Source organism: Pseudoalteromonas sp. APAL1, assembly GCF_021532475.1.
Taxonomy (GTDB): Bacteria; Pseudomonadota; Gammaproteobacteria; order Enterobacterales; family Alteromonadaceae; genus Pseudoalteromonas; species Pseudoalteromonas lipolytica_C.
The window spans coordinates 1-15,529 of the sequence record NZ_JAKGAW010000009.1; the positions used below are offsets into that span (position 1 = coordinate 1).

Annotated in this window: 16 protein-coding genes and 1 pseudogene; 4 read left to right on the forward strand and 13 right to left on the reverse strand. The window is 41.6% G+C overall.

Annotation, left to right across the window (positions count from 1 at the left end; translation table 11 throughout):
- Window positions 1–88 (forward strand): annotated as a pseudogene (locus tag L1264_RS06080) (elongation factor Tu); the annotation flags it as partial.
- A 393-nt stretch (window positions 89–481) separates the two neighbouring features.
- On the opposite strand, the gene L1264_RS06085 reads toward L1264_RS06080, so the two are convergent.
- The 7 genes from L1264_RS06085 to L1264_RS06115 form a co-directional block, all read right to left on the reverse strand.
- Window positions 482–1,390 carry a hypothetical protein gene (locus L1264_RS06085; protein ID WP_199527087.1) on the reverse strand — a complete coding sequence of 303 codons (909 nt, stop codon included), beginning with the start codon at window positions 1,388–1,390 and terminating at the stop codon, window positions 482–484.
- 121 nt (window positions 1,391–1,511) lie between these two features.
- Window positions 1,512–2,705: a dipeptidase gene (locus tag L1264_RS06090; RefSeq protein ID WP_199527088.1), complete on the reverse strand. Its 1,194-nt coding sequence runs from the start codon at window positions 2,703–2,705 to the stop codon at window positions 1,512–1,514.
- Window positions 2,706–2,763: 58 nt separating this feature from the next.
- Window positions 2,764–3,021 carry a YheU family protein gene (locus tag L1264_RS06095; RefSeq protein ID WP_135922943.1) on the reverse strand — a complete coding sequence of 86 codons (258 nt, stop codon included), beginning with the start codon at window positions 3,019–3,021 and terminating at the stop codon, window positions 2,764–2,766.
- Window positions 3,018–3,998: a hydrolase gene (locus tag L1264_RS06100; protein ID WP_199527130.1), complete on the reverse strand. Its 981-nt coding sequence runs from the start codon at window positions 3,996–3,998 to the stop codon at window positions 3,018–3,020. Before L1264_RS06100 ends, L1264_RS06095 begins: the two co-directional genes overlap by 4 nt.
- A 146-nt stretch (window positions 3,999–4,144) precedes the next feature.
- Complete coding sequence (locus L1264_RS06105) at window positions 4,145–4,285, reverse strand: DUF3149 domain-containing protein (protein WP_074989877.1); 141 nt, start codon at window positions 4,283–4,285, stop codon at window positions 4,145–4,147.
- A gap of 233 nt (window positions 4,286–4,518) precedes the next feature.
- Window positions 4,519–4,950, reverse strand: coding sequence for a TIGR02444 family protein (locus L1264_RS06110; protein ID WP_199527089.1), 432 nt, complete (start codon window positions 4,948–4,950; stop codon window positions 4,519–4,521).
- Window positions 4,937–6,856: an ATP-binding cassette domain-containing protein gene (locus tag L1264_RS06115; protein ID WP_199527090.1), complete on the reverse strand. Its 1,920-nt coding sequence runs from the start codon at window positions 6,854–6,856 to the stop codon at window positions 4,937–4,939. Before L1264_RS06115 ends, L1264_RS06110 begins: the two co-directional genes overlap by 14 nt.
- Window positions 6,857–6,985: 129 nt before the next feature.
- Here L1264_RS06115 and L1264_RS06120 point away from each other — a divergent pair, with 129 nt between their 5' ends.
- A complete protein-coding gene (locus L1264_RS06120) occupies window positions 6,986–7,189 on the forward strand; it encodes a YheV family putative zinc ribbon protein (protein ID WP_135922940.1) in 204 nt (67 codons plus the stop codon).
- Window positions 7,190–7,211: 22 nt separating this feature from the next.
- Here the strand turns inward: L1264_RS06120 and L1264_RS06125 are convergent, their stop codons facing one another.
- Both L1264_RS06125 and L1264_RS06130 read right to left on the reverse strand, forming a co-directional pair.
- Window positions 7,212–7,424 carry a SlyX family protein gene (locus tag L1264_RS06125; RefSeq protein ID WP_135922939.1) on the reverse strand — a complete coding sequence of 71 codons (213 nt, stop codon included), beginning with the start codon at window positions 7,422–7,424 and terminating at the stop codon, window positions 7,212–7,214.
- Entirely contained in the window at window positions 7,411–8,409 is a 999-nt protein-coding gene (locus tag L1264_RS06130) for a WD40 repeat domain-containing protein (RefSeq protein WP_135922938.1), read from the reverse strand. Before L1264_RS06130 ends, L1264_RS06125 begins: the two co-directional genes overlap by 14 nt.
- A gap of 202 nt (window positions 8,410–8,611) precedes the next feature.
- Here L1264_RS06130 and fkpA point away from each other — a divergent pair, with 202 nt between their 5' ends.
- Window positions 8,612–9,367, forward strand: a complete 756-nt coding sequence (fkpA, locus tag L1264_RS06135) for an FKBP-type peptidyl-prolyl cis-trans isomerase (protein ID WP_135922937.1) — start codon at window positions 8,612–8,614, stop codon at window positions 9,365–9,367.
- Window positions 9,368–9,422: 55 nt separating this feature from the next.
- On the opposite strand, the gene L1264_RS06140 is transcribed toward fkpA, so the two are convergent.
- Window positions 9,423–10,469 (reverse strand): S66 peptidase family protein, encoded by a 1,047-nt coding sequence (locus L1264_RS06140; protein ID WP_199527091.1) that lies wholly within the window; start codon window positions 10,467–10,469, stop codon window positions 9,423–9,425.
- Between the two features lie 209 nt (window positions 10,470–10,678).
- Window positions 10,679–11,149, reverse strand: coding sequence for a sigma D regulator (gene rsd, locus L1264_RS06145; RefSeq protein WP_135922935.1), 471 nt, complete (start codon window positions 11,147–11,149; stop codon window positions 10,679–10,681).
- Window positions 11,150–11,756: 607 nt separating this feature from the next.
- Here rsd and hemE point away from each other — a divergent pair.
- Complete coding sequence (gene hemE, locus L1264_RS06150) at window positions 11,757–12,821, forward strand: uroporphyrinogen decarboxylase (protein ID WP_054562901.1); 1,065 nt, start codon at window positions 11,757–11,759, stop codon at window positions 12,819–12,821.
- Window positions 12,822–12,867: 46 nt separating this feature from the next.
- On the opposite strand, the gene sthA is transcribed toward hemE, so the two are convergent.
- Both sthA and L1264_RS06160 read right to left on the reverse strand, forming a co-directional pair.
- On the reverse strand, window positions 12,868–14,298 hold the full coding sequence (gene sthA, locus L1264_RS06155; protein WP_135922934.1) for a Si-specific NAD(P)(+) transhydrogenase: 1,431 nt from the start codon (window positions 14,296–14,298) through the stop codon (window positions 12,868–12,870).
- Between the two features lie 13 nt (window positions 14,299–14,311).
- Window positions 14,312–15,445, reverse strand: a complete 1,134-nt coding sequence (locus tag L1264_RS06160) for an acyl-CoA desaturase (RefSeq protein ID WP_199527092.1) — start codon at window positions 15,443–15,445, stop codon at window positions 14,312–14,314.
- Window positions 15,446–15,529 lie beyond the last annotated feature (84 nt).

Below are 15,529 nucleotides of genomic sequence, written 5' to 3' on the forward strand. Positions count from 1 at the left end.
AATCGCGATGGACGAAGGTTTACGCTTCGCTATCCGTGAAGGTGGCCGTACAGTTGGTGCTGGTGTTGTTGCATCTATCGTTGAGTAATATCAACAGATAGAGCTTCACAGCTTATAAAAAGGTCGCTCTAGGCGGCCTTTTTTAATGCCTGTAGAAAAGCTGAAAGCTTTAAGCTGTATAGAGCGAAAGGTTAATCTGCCGCCTTCAAACTCCCAATGGGCGAAGGTTTACGCTTCGCTCTCCGTGAAGGCTGAAAGCGGGGTGTTCGGGAGTGAAACTCCCGCCGCTTGAAGGCAAAGAGCTCTGCGATGAGCCGGAGGCCGTACAGTTGGTGCTGGTGTTGTTGCATCTATCGTTGAATAATCAACTATAGTGATGCATTAAGCATTGAGAAAAACCCGAGCTTAGTCTCGGGTTTTTTTATGGGTGAAAAAGCTGGAAGCTTTGTGAAGTATAGAGTGAAAGGTTAATCTGCCGCCTTTACTCGCCTGCTGATTTCTTTAACTCATCGAGCATATTCGGGTCACCAATCATTTCATCAATAATGCTTTTTACACTCTCGTTTATAGGGTGCCTATAAATAGTTAAAATTTGCTGCGCCAGTTGTTGGCTATTATCAGCTTGCTCATTTCTTGCTATGAAATATTGCGATAGTATCCCTTGTGCTGCTAAGCGGCGTATATATTCGTTGTCATCGCGTTCGAGTATTTGTGTATATTGTTGAGTTAATCTTGAGTCTAAAATAGGAGATTGTGAAACTAACTCAATCGCTTGAACGCGCAGTTTATTATCTTGGCTATTGGCCGCGATATTTAGCATGCTATTAGCAATATCGTAGTCATATTCTGGCAGCGTTTGCTTGCCAAGCATAAACATATTCATTTGTAATTGAGCCATGGCTTTGAGGCGGTCTTTGTCTGATTGGTATGGATCAATAATTTGCTCACGTAGTTGTTTGTTTAGACTGTCAGCATAATCGGGTTCCGATTTTAATCTCAATTCGTAGTCATCAGGTAGGCTATTATAAAAACCATAAATCGGGTTATTCTGCTCGGCTTTTTCAAGCGCTTGTTGCTCTTTCTCTGCGAGGATTGCGAGTACAGATTCTTTTAGATCTGGGGTGATAGTTTGGTGCGATGCGCTACCTTGCCTGAGCTCGGCAACTTGTTTTTTTAGTGAAATAATACTTTTATTCAACCTTGCTAAGGTTTGCCCATCATCATGCTCAACATCATCAAAATCACTGCTGGCTAAGTTGTATTGTTGCTCTGAGTCGGTCGCTAACTGATTTATTTGTGGCTGCTTGGTTTGAAAAAAGGCGCCGTAGCAAGAGATTACAAGAGCTGCTCCAGCTAAGCAAAGTGATATGTTTCCTTTACTAAATAGCATAGTTAAATCCTTCCTAAAAAAGGTAATTTAACCTTTTCCAATAAAAAATACCAATAGCTATAAAGTAGAAGTTGTAGTCGCCAATAAGCACATAAAAATAAGCGCTTATTGGCGGTAAGAATTAGTGATTAGCTGCGTATTGCTCAGCTTGCTTCCAAACACGAAGCATATTGCCACTTAAAATCTTTTTAATATCTGCATCACTGTAACCGCGATCCATAAGCCCTTGTACTAGGTTCGGGTAGCTCGATACGTCTTTTAAGCCTACAGGTAGTGAATCCCCTACGCCATCGTAGTCAGAACCAATACCAACATAATCAATGCCAATTAGTTCAACTACATGGTCAATGTGATCAAGAACTTGTTCTAGGCTTGCAAATGGAAATGGATTTTTTGCGCGATAAGCTGCATCAAAATCTTTGCTTAGCTTAGTGCCTTCTTTTTTCTTATCTGCTTTCGCTGCTTTGAGCTGGTTATACCAAGAGCCGGCTTGCGATGTAACAAAGCTTGAGCCAAAATTTATTTGAATAACGCCGCCATTCTTTTTTAGGGCTAATAACATGTCGTCATTCATATTACGCTCAAAGCCCGGTGTATATTTACGCAGTGATGAGTGCGAAGCAATCACAGGTACTTTTGAGATTTCCATTACTTGATAAAACGCGTCATCAGAAATATGCGAAACGTCGACAAGCATGCCAATATTGTTCATTTCTTTAACTAGCTCTTTACCAAATGGACTAAGGCCTTTCCATTTACGGCGAAGGTCATATGAAGAGTCAGAAATATGGTTGCTTTGAGAATGAGCTAGCGTGATGTAACGAATACCACGGTCATAAAAATGCTTAAGGTTTTTAATCTCGCCTTCAATCGGTGAGCCGTTTTCCATACCCATTGCAATAGACATTTTGCCTTGCTGAAACTGTGCTTTTACATCGTCTGTTGAGTCGGCAATCGCAAACTTTTCTGGTGCACGCTGTACAACGGCTTCCATACTGTCGATTAACTGATTTGCAAGCTGGTAGCTCTTACCTTTGCCTTCAAATTCAAGATTTGCAGGAATATAAATCGACATAAAAGGCACATTTAAGCCACCTTTTACGGCTCGAGGGTAATCAAAATCGCCATCGCTAGTCGCTTTAGTAACATCTGCCCATTTATCATGAATGCGGTACGGAACGTCGATATGGGTATCAATTAAAATAGTCTCTTTAGTAAGCTTGATAGCTTTTGCTGAGGCTGTTACTTCCTCGGCATGGGCTTGCCCAATTAAGGCAAGCGAAACAGCGGCAAATAAGGAGCTTAGTTTTTTCATTTTAATGGCTCTTTAAGTTAAAAAGCCATTGTGAAGGGTTGCGATAAAAGTTACAAGTTTAGTCGTTGAATGACGCTTGGTACTCGGGATCAGCTTGTAGGGCGATGAACTCTGCTTTTGAAATAATTGTCACAGACTCATGTAACTCAGAAAAGAACACCATGGCTTCTCCCGATTTTAATTGCTGCTGAACTTGGGCTACCTTACTTTCAATGCTGAACTCTTGTTCACCGTAATCAGTGCCTTCACGCAATACATAGCTTTCGATTAAATTGTAAAGGGTTTCTTTATCGAGGCGTTCGTGTGGAATGATCATAACTGCTCTTTTGTTACTAACTGTTGAAAATAGTCAGGTACAACACGCTCAAGCCAGTAAATAGGTTTAAACGGGTTATTGCCACTAATAAAACCAACATGGCCACCTTTTTCGGAGATACGCAGCGTAACATACTCGCTTACATCAGTGCTATTTGGTACAGCTTTAATTGATAGCATTGGGTCATCTTTGGCGTGTACAATAAGTGTAGGCGTAGCAATCGCTTTTAAAAACGGTTTGGCACTTGCTTGCTGATAATAATCTTCAGCATCGGCAAAGCCATGCAGAGGTGCAGTCAGCATGTTGTCGAATTGCCATAAATCATCAATTGCCATCAGCTTTTCTGGTGTTAGGCTAATTTGCTGTTCGATTTGTGGCAGCTTTCTATGCATTGATTTTTTCATACGATCGAGCAAATACTTTTGATAAATTTTACCTAAGCTTTTGCGGATCACTTGGCAAGAGGATGACAAATCAAATGGTGCAGACACAACCGCAGCGCCATTTAAATTTGATTTACTACCTTGCTCACCTAAATACTTTGCCAGTACATTACCGCCCAATGAAAAGCCGACAGCAAATAAAGGACGCTTAGGAAATTTACTTTTCAGATAGTTGATAAAAAAGCGTAAATCTTCGGTCTCACCACTATGATAAGCGCGAGCTAAACGGTTTGCTTCGCGTGAGCAGTTTCGAAAATGCATTAACACCACAGCAAAGCCTTGCTGCTTGAGTTTTTTCATCATGCCTTTGGCATAAAAACTATTAATATTGCCCTCAAGGCCATGCAATACAATGGCTAAAGGAGCCTGTTCGTTGTGAGGCGTTGCCCATGCCAGTTCTAAAAAGTCACCATCAGGCGTGTTAATTGTTGATAAGTCGTAGCGAGTATTATGAAAAGGGCGAAAGAAGCGCGGCATTATGGTTTGTAAATGGCGATTGCGCATCCACCACGCAGGCTTAAACTCAGGTAACATAGCTAACACTTTAAAGACAATACAGGCCGCTATTGTAGCAAGTTTTTGCATTTTTAGAACACTTTAGCAGATTTTGCTTATCTGCTGAAAATAAAAAGCCCCTAAACAATAAATTGGATAGGGGCTTTGTGCGTCGTGCTTAATTCTTACTTAGGAACTTCTGCGTCGTGAACTTTTTTAATAAAGTAACCAACATAGAAAAGGCATAAAACGATAACAACTGCCAATATGCCGAATGACATAAATAAAACTGGGTCGCTAAAAAAATCTCTAAAGAATACGTTCATGGTTGTGCCTCCTAATGTCTATGGGTTAATCATAGGCTGGCTTTGCATACCCTGACATGATCCAGATCAAGCATTTTTCCTGATGTGAAATAAGGCGATTTAATAGTTGATTTGGATCAAGTTTATTAAGGTAGGTTGGTTTGAGCGCAGCGAAACCCAACATAAATAGAAGTGCCGAATTAGAACCGTCCTTACAATTAGGCTTTATCTCGACTCTTTAAACTTTACCCCAGCTAACTCGCTAGCTCGCTACCAACATAAAGCCTTATATTTTTAGTATTTGTGTGCTGAGTGAATATCATGGTATTCGCTGTGTCTATTAGTAATTGTTGTTGTTGTTTTTCGAGTTTTATTTCTGCGCTAAGTAGCTCTTTTCGAATGGTGGGGTAGTCTGAAATTTCGGTTTGAATGGTTTTAAGATAGGCGCGTGTGGCTCGTAGGGGCTTTAAAGCCTGTTGATCAAACTCGGCAATGCACGACTCAAGTTCACTCAGTTGAGAGAGTGTTACAGCCAGCTCTAAAGAATCAAGATAATAGAGCAGCAGGCAAAGGTTAACATTTTTACCTTGCTGGTTTTGATAGCCTAATAGCTTTGCTTGCATGCCATCTTCGCTATAAAGATGGCATGCAAACTGCCAAAATTCCTCGCTATTAAGCGGTTTCATCGGCAAAGGCCTGCTCTTTTTCTTCAAGCTCTTCAAGTGCCATGAGCAGCTCTTCCTCAACGTCATTAAGCTTTGGAGTTAAGCTTGCTTGCTTAGCGAGTAGCTCGGTTAGCTTGGCTTTATTCTCATCACTGTATAAGTCATTATCGGCAAGCGCGCTTTCGATTTCCCCAAGCTCTGTTGAGTACTTATCAAGTTGCTTTTCAAGCTTGTCGATTTGCTTTTTCAACGGCTGCACTGATTTTCTGAATTCGGCTTCTAAGCGTTTTTGCTCTTTGCGGTTAACGCTTGAATGGGCTTTAGGGGCATTGTCTTCGTTGCTTTTAGCTGCTTCTTTGTTGGCGTTGAGTAGCCATTGGTAATAGGCATCAAGGTCATAACCAAATTGCGTTACTTCGCCGTTATCAACGAGATAATACTCATCAGCGGTATTTTTTAACATATGACGGTCATGCGATACAGTAACCATTGCACCTTCAAAACCTTGTAGCGCCATCACTAGGGCATGGCGCATTTCTAAATCTAGGTGGTTAGTTGGCTCATCGAGTAACAGTAGATTTGGCTTTTGATACACTAACATGGCTAACACTAAGCGGGCCTTTTCACCGCCAGAAAACGGTGCAACTGGCTCAAGCGCTTTATCGCCAAAGAATGCAAAACCACCTAAAAAGTCGCGTAATGACTGCTCTGTTGCCTGCGGATTTAAGCGTTGTAAATGTGTTACTGCGCTAGCTTTTAGATCGAGTGACTCCAGCTGATGCTGCGCAAAGTAACCAATGTTTAAGCCCTGATGCTGAAATACTTCTCCAGCTTGTGGTTGTAATTCGCCAGCTAATAATTTGATTAATGTCGATTTACCTGCACCATTTCGGCCAAGCAGCGCAATACGGCTACCCGGAACTAGGTTTAGCTTAATGCTATGCAAAATAGTGGTATCGCCGTAGCCAGCTTTAGCTTGGTCGAGCGTCATTAATGGATTTGGCAGGGCTGTAGGCTCAGCAAACTCAAAATCAAAGGGTGAATCAGCATGGGCTGGGGCCAACTTTTCCATGCGTTCTAAGGCTTTTACTCGGCTTTGTGCCTGCTTAGCCTTACTGGCTTTTGCTTTAAAACGCGTAATAAACTTTTCTAGATGAGCAATTTGTTCTTGCTGCTTTTCGAACATGGCTTGCTGTTGTAATAAACGCTCTGCTTTTTGGCGTTCGAATTGCGAGTAATTGCCTTTATAAACATTTATTTTTTGTGCGTCTATGTGCCAAATTTGGTCAACGACGGCATCTAAGAATTCGCGGTCATGAGAAATCAGTACTAGGGTACCTGTGTAGGCACGTAAGAATCGTTCTAGCCAATAAACAGCATCAAGATCTAAGTGGTTGGTTGGCTCATCCAGCAGTAATAAATCGGCATCACGAATAAGTGCTTGTGCTAAGTTTAAACGCATACGCCAACCACCTGAAAAGGCACTCACCGGGTTGTCTATTTGCTCATTACTAAAACCTAAACCGTGTAATAGTTCACCCGCTTTTGCTTCAATGCTGTAGCCTTGAATATGTTCTAGACCAATATGTGCTTTTGCTTGCGCATCACCATCGTTATTTTGCTCGGCTTCACGGAGTGCGATTCTTAATGTGTAGTACTCAGGGTGACCTTGTAATACGTAATCTATGGCGCTTATTTCAAGGGCTGGTGTTTCTTGTTTAACAGAGGCTATTGACCAATCTTTTGGTATTTGGCATTCACCAGCATCAAGCTGTAACTCAGACTTTAATAGCGCGAACAAGGTTGATTTACCACAACCATTGGCGCCCACAAGGCCAACCTTATGTTCTGGGAATAAGGTTGCAGAGGCACCTTTTAATAAGGCGTTGCCACCTCGTAGTAGCTCGATGTCTGAAATTTGGATCATGAAAGTTTACTTGCACTGCATAGATTAAATTTTGCTTATCATAACACGGATCACATTAGGCTTCGCAATCGTATCAAACAAAGAATTATTAGGCTAAAATAGCCGCCTACATGCCACGGGAGATCATTTATGAGACAAAAGAAACGCTTTATCGCCGGTGCATCATGCCCTGAGTGTAAAGCTATGGATACTATGATGCTATACAAAGAGCACGATGTTGAAAAAGTAGAATGCGTACAGTGTGGCCATAAAATGACGCAACCAGAGAAAGCGGTGCAAGCGTCAACCCGCCAGTTTGAGCAAGTAATTGGTGTATTTAAGCCGGGCGAATAACACCCGGCTTGTAACCCTCACATTAATAGTGTGGCGGAGGCGGCTCTTGCATCTGCGACATCAATGAAGGCTGTTGTGCTTCTTTGATTTTTTCTGCCAGCAACTCAGTCTGGCGTTTCATTTTTGCCAGCTGCTGTTGGTGTGCTTTAAGCTCATCATTCAATATTTCAATTGTTTCATCTTGAAAAGCGACTTTCGCTTCAAGTTCCATTAGACGATTTTCAATTGTGTTCATTCGATTCTCTTAAATTAAAACTTTCAGCAAATCCGCTGGAGCTTTCGGTTAATAACGCTTGGCTGTTATCAGTAAACGCAACATCTAACACCACGGCCGATTTTGGGCGACTTCCCTCACGAGGAATGACCTGCCACGTTTGTAACTTTTTACCTGAGTTTAGCTGCCATAATTCGACGAGTCTATTTGGTGACCCAGTTGCAATTAAACTGCCTTCATCATTAAAGCGAGCTGCGGTAAAAATTTTCTGACGCGCAATATACTGCAGTTTGCTAACAAGATCACCTGTAGTCAGTTGCCATACATTTGCTTGCTTCATACTGTCTGCTGTAAATGCATAACGACCTTGTGGGTCAAGGGCAACTTGCGTGACGCGAGTCGGGTGATTAAAGCGGTGAATGACTTGCCCTGTACGGGTATCCCAAAAGTAGGCCACATAGTCATTAGAGCCACTAATGGCGAAATGGCCGTTAGGGGATAAATCAACAACATTTACTTTTTCTTGGTGACCAAGGAACTCTATACGACGTCCGGTCTCTAAGTTCAGGTATACAACAACACCATCGGCGCGACCATATAAAACACTCTGGCCTTGATTACTAATTGCGATATCTCTGATTGTTGAGGCGTGTATTTTGTAATAACCTGAGTTTTCACCTGTGGCGATGTCCCATACAGCAAAGGTTGATTTTTCTGCGGTAACAGCATGGCTGTTGTCATAGGAAATTGCCACGGTATGAACAAGGCTATCTTGGTTTTGCTGTTGGAACCATTGGTATTTTAATACGTGCTGTTGATTATCCCACAGCGCGACCCCATGGTGTATTGATGAGATTAAGCTGTATTTACCATCGTGCGAAAGTGCAGAGGCAAATGCTCCTTGTGCAGCATGCTCGTAGCGTGCTGTAGATTGCTCATGTTGTTCTGAGCAAGCAACAACCAAGCCAAGGCTCAGTAGATACAAAAAAGTACGAAATATCGACATATTACGGGTATTTCCCCTTAACTCTTAGTGATTGAGAGGTTAGACTAGGTCTCATGGAAGGCCTAGGTTGTTAGTCTAATCACTAGCTTATGCATTTGCATGACGTTTAGTTATTAGACAAGCAGCCTACCACGTAGGTCGTAACTCTTTAACTAGTAATAATACAATAATTGACAACTGCAAAGTGTGTCGGAGATATAAAATGAGAAAGACGATTAAATTGTCATTGATTGCAGCGTCAGTTTTAGCGCTTACAGCCTGTAATCAGGAAGCAAAAAAAGAGCAGCAAGCTGAGGTTAAACTAGAGACTGAAGCACAACAACAAGCATACGGTATTGGTGCATCTGTTGGTAACTTCTTAAACCAAGACCTAGCAGAAAAGAAAGAATTAGGTGTTGAGCTTGATGAAGCGCTACTTAAGCGCGGCTTCGAAGACGCACTTGCAGGTAATGCTAAGCTTGATGATGAAAAAATTCGTGAAGTGTTAACTGCGCTTGATCAAAGCATTCGCACTAAACAACAAGAAAAAGCGAAAGTAGAAGCTGAAAAGAGCAAAGCTGAAGGCGAAAAATTCTTAGCTGAAAACGCGAAGAAAGAAGGCGTTACAGTAACTGAGTCTGGCCTACAGTACGAAGTGATCACACAAGGTGAAGGTGAAAAGCCAGTAGCAACTGACGTTGTTAAAGTACACTACAAAGGTACTTTACTAGACGGCACTGAGTTCGATAGCTCTTACTCACGTAATGAACCAACTACGTTCCCACTTAACCGTGTGATCCCAGGTTGGACTGAAGGTTTACAATTAATGCCAGTTGGCTCTAAGTACAAGTTCACTATTCCATCTGAACTTGCATACGGTGAGCGTGATCTTGGTAAGATCCCTGCTAACTCAACGCTTGTTTTCGAAGTAGAATTACTTGAAATCCAAAGCGATGAAAAAGCAGTACCAGCTGAGTAATATTTAACTCAATAAAAAAGGGCCGAATGGCCCTTTTTTTATGCGCGAATTGGTACTAACTAAATGCCGTTTCTGTCATTTTTAATGTGCCACCATCTGCATCAAGCTCAACCAAAGTGCCAACAGGCAAGATAAATTGGCGCTTAATATGGCCAATCATAGCCCCACGATAAGCAGGAATCCCCAGCGGTTTAATATAGTCTGCAAAAATATCATCTAGGGTTAATGAACCATAACCACGACCTGGCCTACAGTCATTACAATCGCCAAATACAAAGCCTGCAATCTTATCAAGTGCGCCCATAAGTTTTAGTGTGCTCATCATTCTGTCAATTCGATAGGGCGCTTCATCAATATCTTCTAAAAATAAAATTGCGCCGTCAAAATCGGGTAAATAGCTTGATCCCGCAAGTGCGGTCAGTACCGTTAAATTACCTCCAATTAACTGTCCTGTAGCCTTTCCTGAAGTAATTGTTTGGATCAGGTATTGTGTGTTAACGAGCTCATCATCGGCTTTCGGCAAATTTTGAAAATGCATTAGTTTACGCGCTTCGAACATGTCTTTAAATTGCGCGACATGAAACGGATTCCAATCACTCGATGCATTGGGACCATGAAAGCTGATCAGCCCTGCTTTAGAGAGTAACGCGTTATGCAATGCTGTAATATCCGAATAGCCCATCAATGGCTTAGGATTGTTACGGATCATTGCGTAGTCGAGTAAAGGTAAAATACGGGCAGCCCCTGAGCCGCCGCGTAAACACAAAATAGCATCAACATCGTTATCACTAAATAAACTGTTTAAATCGCCGGCTCGCATCGCATCAGTGCCTGCTAAATGCCCTCGTCTTGCCAAAATGTTTGGTGCAAGCTTAGCTTTGTAACCCAGTGCCTCTATAACGCCTTTTGCTAGTATGATATCAGCCTGTTCAGCAGTGGCAGCTGACGGGCTACACACACCAATTGTGCCGCCTTTAGGAAGAGCTTTTGGCTTAATTAATGTTTGGGTACTGCTATTCTGAGCAGCCATTAAGGGAGCGGATGTTAGACTTGCGCCAGCGGCAAGGATTGAAAGTGACTTTAAAAATGACCGTTTGTTCATAGCGAACCTCATGTTTTTATAATATGAGTATCGCATTGAAAGAATTATTTCAAATTTTTGTTACGAAATGGAATAGTTGATTCTTTTGGAGGATGAAGTTTTACCACCAATCAAGCCGTTTTTAGACTTATATGGCGCAAGGTATTTATGGTTGGGTGCAAATTACTAGTACTTTCAGCAGAGAAATGCTTCTCTGCTGTCATCGCAAATTAGCTTGTATGATTCGAATAAAGGTTATCGATTAACTCATCTTCTAATTCAAAGCGTAACTCAAGTGCCTCACCTAATGTAGACAAGTCTTTATCAAACTCATCAAGTAAGTCATCTTTGTCAACTTCAGCATATTTATCATTAAAGTCGAGAGCGACGTCAGTTGTTTCTGAAATACGCGGGTAAAGAGCATTTGCTAGGTTTTGGCTTTCAGGGCCTTTCTCTTTGCAGGCTTTTGCGATGTCGTCATATATTTCAAAGTGACCAGCAGAAAGATAATCCATTAGAATTTGGCAAAAATTCTGAATTTGCAGTTGATCCGGTAGGGCGTGATCTTTCTTCTCGTACGGTGAAAAGCCAGCAATACGACAGAATAACACCAATAATTCTTGGCGCTCTGTTAGCCATTTGTCTATTACAGAGTGACTGCCACCCCATTTTTGTTGAGCTTTTTCCAAACGCGTCAGCATATTTCATCTCCTCGCTGAGTAGGTTTTCCTTTGTATATATAAAAAGGAAATATGACACAAAGATCAACTAAATTCTTAGTGTCTAATTGCAACAGATTGTAAAAGCCATCCTAAGCACGTAATTTTTTACAATGAAATTGCAACGCAACGACACCTGAGGCTAGCTTTTATGCTCTAACAGCAGTGTATGGGAAATAAATCAAAACTACTAGTGTTAATTTTGCATTACTTATCTAATGGGAGAAGGGGGTAATATGCTGATTCTAAAAAGAAAAAACCACCTATAAAGGTGGTTTAATTCTTTTTCTATGACTTGTTAAAACAAGCGTTCTTATTGTTATGGGAAGATTATTGTTCTTCTTGTTATAAGATTTTTATTGTTGTTATTGTTAACGCGGGATAAGTTATACCAAGCTTTTTGGTATGTTGCAAATTTATTAATGAAAAGTTTTAAAATTATTTTATTTTCGCTCAAAAAACGCACTATAGGCTTAGGCTGACCTAAAAAACATGATCTATATCTAGCCATGATTATCTATCCATAGTGAGACGTGTAATATGGTGGTACAATCTGCACAATTTCATTCAGTTCTAGGATTCTATACGCATGAGCGAATTAAAAAACGATCGTTATTTACGTGCACTACAAAAGCAACCTGTTGATGTCACACCGGTATGGATGATGCGCCAAGCTGGCCGTTATTTACCTGAGTACCGCGCTACACGTGCCCAAGCAGGCGACTTTATGAGTTTATGTAAAAATGCTGAACTTGCTTGTGAAGTAACGTTACAGCCATTACGTCGTTATCCGCTCGATGCTGCTATTCTATTCAGTGATATTTTAACTATTCCTGATGCTATGGGCTTAGGTCTTTACTTTGAAACAGGTGAAGGTCCGAAATTTGAACGTCCGATTTCTTCATTAGCAGATGTTAAAAAAATCCCAAATATCGATCCAACTGATGAGCTTGGTTATGTGATGAATGCGGTAAGTACGATTCGTCGCGAATTAAAAGGTGAAGTACCGCTAATTGGCTTCTCTGGTTCACCTTGGACACTTGCCACTTATATGGTTGAAGGTGGCAGCAGCAAAACATTCGGTAAAATCAAAAAAATGGCCTTTGCTGAGCCACAAACACTGCACTTACTACTTGATAAATTAGCTGACTCAGTTATTGACTATTTAAACGCGCAAGTTAAAGCGGGCGCGCAATCGTTAATGGTATTTGACTCATGGGGCGGTGTATTAAGCCCACGTGACTACAATGAATTTTCATTACAGTACATGCACAAGATTGTTGATGGCTTAATTCGCGAACACGATGGTCGTAAAGTGCCAGTGACGTTATTTACTAAAAATGGTGGTCAGTGGATTGAAGCAATTGCAGCAACAGGCTGTGATGCAGTAGGTCTGGACTGGACTATTAACATCGGTGATGCAAAACGTCGTGTTGGCGATAAAGTAGCGCTGCAAGGCAACATGGACCCAGCAATGCTGCATGGCACGCCTGAGCGTATTCGCCAAGAAGTTGCCACTATCCTAGAAGACTTTGGTACAGGCTCTGGCCATGTATTTAATCTAGGTCATGGTATTACACCAGATGTTGATCCAGAAAACGCAGGTGTATTTATTAACGCCGTTCATGAGTTCAGCGGTAAATACCACAAATAAGCAACAGCTAATCGTAAAAAAGCCCGCATTAAGCGGGCTTTTTTATTTATTTAAACAAACGATTTAAACCATTTAATGCGGCTACGCGATAGGCTTCGGCCATGGTCGGGTAGTTGAACGTGGTATTTACAAAGTAATCAATGTTATTGCCGCCGTTCTTTTGTTCCATAATTGCTTGCCCGATATGAACGATTTCAGAGGCACGCTCACCGAAGCAATGCACACCCAGTACTTCTTTGGTATCAACATGGAATAGAATCTTTAAGCTACCTACCTCGGTGCCAGCTATTTGCGCACGCGCTAAATGCTTAAATTGAGCACGGCCTACCTCATAAGGGATTTTTGCTGCAGTTAGCTCTTGCTCTGTTTTACCCACTGAGCTCATTTCAGGAATTGTATAAATACCTGCTGGAATATCAATGATCAGCTTCTCATCGCAATTACCACATGCAATCGCATCGGCAGCAATACGGCCTTGGTCAAATGCTGCACTTGCAAGGCTTGGGTAACCAATTACATCACCTACAGCATAAATATTATCGACTTCTGTTTGGTATGTTTCATTTACTCTAAGCTGGCCACGACCATCCGCTTTTAGGCCCACAGCCTCAAGGTTTAACGTATCTGTATTACCAGTACGACCATTAGCAAATAAAATACAGTCAGCTTTTACTCGCTTGCCTGATTTTAAGTGCATCACCACACAATCATCACGGGTTTCTACTCTATCAAACTCTTCGTTATGACGAATAACAATGCCGCTATTCCAAAAGTGATAGCTCAGAGCATCTGAGATTTCTGCATCCATAAAGGCAAGCAGGCGGTCGCGGGTATTCACTAGATCAACTTTTGCACCTAAACCTTTAAAGATAGAGGCGTACTCACAACCAATTACACCTGCACCATAAATTAGTACGCGATGAGGGTCATGCTCAAGGCCTAAAATTGTATCACTGTCGTAAATGCGTGGGTGGGCAAAGTCTACACCAGGTGGACGGTAAGGGCGCGAGCCAGTAGCAATAACGATTGTTTGTGCGGTGATAGTTTCAAATGAACCGTCTAAGTGAGTCACCTTAATGGTGTGTTTATCAATAAACTCAGCATCGCCTTGATACATATGAATGCGATTACGCTCATAAAAGCTGCTACGTAAATTAGATTGCTTTGAGATGACGTTACTTGCATGGTGCAAAATATCAGGGAAAGTTAAGCGGTTAGGACGCTCGCTGATATTAAATAGCGGGTTTGCTTTATATTCAATGTAACGGCTTACTGAATGACGTAATGCTTTAGACGGGATAGTACCCCAGTGCACACAGCCGCCACCGACCGCTTCTTGACGCTCAATAACAGCCACTTTCTTGTTACTTTTAGACAGGTTCATGGCGGTACCTTCACCGCCAGGACCTGTGCCTATGATGATCGCATCATATTGATAAGATGGAGTATCTTTTTGCTTTACTTGTTGTTTGGCCACAGCCGCTCCTATGTTAACTAAAAGAGGCTTTTAACAACCTCGCATTTAGTGCAAGCCAAGCCTGCTTTTGGTTTTCCCAAGCGGCTTCAAGCTCGTGATATTGTGTCATTAATGCTGATTTTTCGCATTGTTTCATCATTTTGCTTTTCTTGATGTCTAACACGCGTTTTTGCAAGGCACAAAAATGCTGCAACTTCTTCAGCAATAAATCATATTCAGATTGTAGTAATGTAAGCTTATCTTGCGCTAAAGGCAATTTTGCAAGGCGAACTTGGGTTTTATTCATTAAGGTTTCGGCTTTGGCTTTTTCAATACGTTCCACAGGGGTGCGTTTTAGTTTTGAAGCCAGGCCTAGCGCTGCTAATGAGCGGATCATCCACTTTGTAGGATCATAGTGATACCACTTAATGCCATTGCGATAGTCACTAGCAAAAATATGGTGGAAGTTATGGTAGCCTTCACCGTAGGTGAATAATGCTAAAAAGCCATTATCACGTGCCGTGTTTTTTTCGGTGTAAGGGCGAGAACCCCAAATATGCGCAACTGAGTTAATGAAAAAAGTAAAGTGCTGGCTTAATACTAAACGCAGTAAACCGGCTAGTAATAACATACCCCATACATCGCCAAGCATTAAACCTAGCAATAAAGGAATACCAAAATTAGTCGCAATAACTAATTTCATATAATGACGATGTTGCCACATTACTATTTTATTTTTTTGTAAGTCACGGCAGTTGTTGTAGTTACTGTATTCTTCACCTTGATAATCGCGCAGCATCCAACCAATGTGGCTATACCAAAAGCCATTTGTTGCAGCGTAAGGGTCTTTGATTGGATCATCAACTTGACCATGGTGAATACGGTGATCGCTACTCCAGTGCAACGCACTGTTTTGTAATGCAAATGCGCCACCAAAGGCAAAAATCACTTCAATAACTGGGTGAACATCATATGCTTTGTGCGCCCATAAGCGGTGATAACCTGCAGTAATCGATAGTCCTGCATAAAACATACAGCCAACAAATGCGATCCAGTGTGTACTGGTAAAACCGTAAGTCAGACCATACCAAGGTACAAGAGTGATCGCGGCTAAAAATGTCAGGCTAAAAAAGAGGACGTTAGTCCAAATAATAGGTGGTTTTTTCATCTAAATTAATCTCGGCGTACAACTGTACGCTAAAATAGTATTTCAAACTCTTCGCGTCAAGTATTAGACTGTCTCATTAACCGA

Excerpts from the sequence above, each read along its gene's own strand:
- L1264_RS06105 (WP_074989877.1), bottom strand. The coding sequence starts at position 4,285 with ATGAACGTATTCTTTAGAGATTTTTTTAGCGACCCAGTTTTATTTATG.
- L1264_RS06090 (WP_199527088.1), bottom strand. The coding sequence starts at position 2,705 with ATGAAAAAACTAAGCTCCTTATTTGCCGCTGTTTCGCTTGCCTTAATT.
- rsd (WP_135922935.1), bottom strand. The coding sequence starts at position 11,149 with ATGCTGACGCGTTTGGAAAAAGCTCAACAAAAATGGGGTGGCAGTCAC.
- fkpA (WP_135922937.1), top strand. The coding sequence starts at position 8,612 with ATGAGAAAGACGATTAAATTGTCATTGATTGCAGCGTCAGTTTTAGCG.
- L1264_RS06130 (WP_135922938.1), bottom strand. The coding sequence starts at position 8,409 with ATGTCGATATTTCGTACTTTTTTGTATCTACTGAGCCTTGGCTTGGTT.
- L1264_RS06085 (WP_199527087.1), bottom strand. The coding sequence starts at position 1,390 with ATGCTATTTAGTAAAGGAAACATATCACTTTGCTTAGCTGGAGCAGCT.
- L1264_RS06100 (WP_199527130.1), bottom strand. The coding sequence starts at position 3,998 with ATGTTACCTGAGTTTAAGCCTGCGTGGTGGATGCGCAATCGCCATTTA.
- hemE (WP_054562901.1), top strand. The coding sequence starts at position 11,757 with ATGAGCGAATTAAAAAACGATCGTTATTTACGTGCACTACAAAAGCAA.
- L1264_RS06120 (WP_135922940.1), top strand. The coding sequence starts at position 6,986 with ATGAGACAAAAGAAACGCTTTATCGCCGGTGCATCATGCCCTGAGTGT.
- L1264_RS06110 (WP_199527089.1), bottom strand. The coding sequence starts at position 4,950 with ATGAAACCGCTTAATAGCGAGGAATTTTGGCAGTTTGCATGCCATCTT.
- L1264_RS06095 (WP_135922943.1), bottom strand. The coding sequence starts at position 3,021 with ATGATCATTCCACACGAACGCCTCGATAAAGAAACCCTTTACAATTTA.
- L1264_RS06125 (WP_135922939.1), bottom strand. The coding sequence starts at position 7,424 with ATGAACACAATTGAAAATCGTCTAATGGAACTTGAAGCGAAAGTCGCT.
- L1264_RS06160 (WP_199527092.1), bottom strand. The coding sequence starts at position 15,445 with ATGAAAAAACCACCTATTATTTGGACTAACGTCCTCTTTTTTAGCCTG.
- L1264_RS06115 (WP_199527090.1), bottom strand. The coding sequence starts at position 6,856 with ATGATCCAAATTTCAGACATCGAGCTACTACGAGGTGGCAACGCCTTA.
- L1264_RS06140 (WP_199527091.1), bottom strand. The coding sequence starts at position 10,469 with ATGAACAAACGGTCATTTTTAAAGTCACTTTCAATCCTTGCCGCTGGC.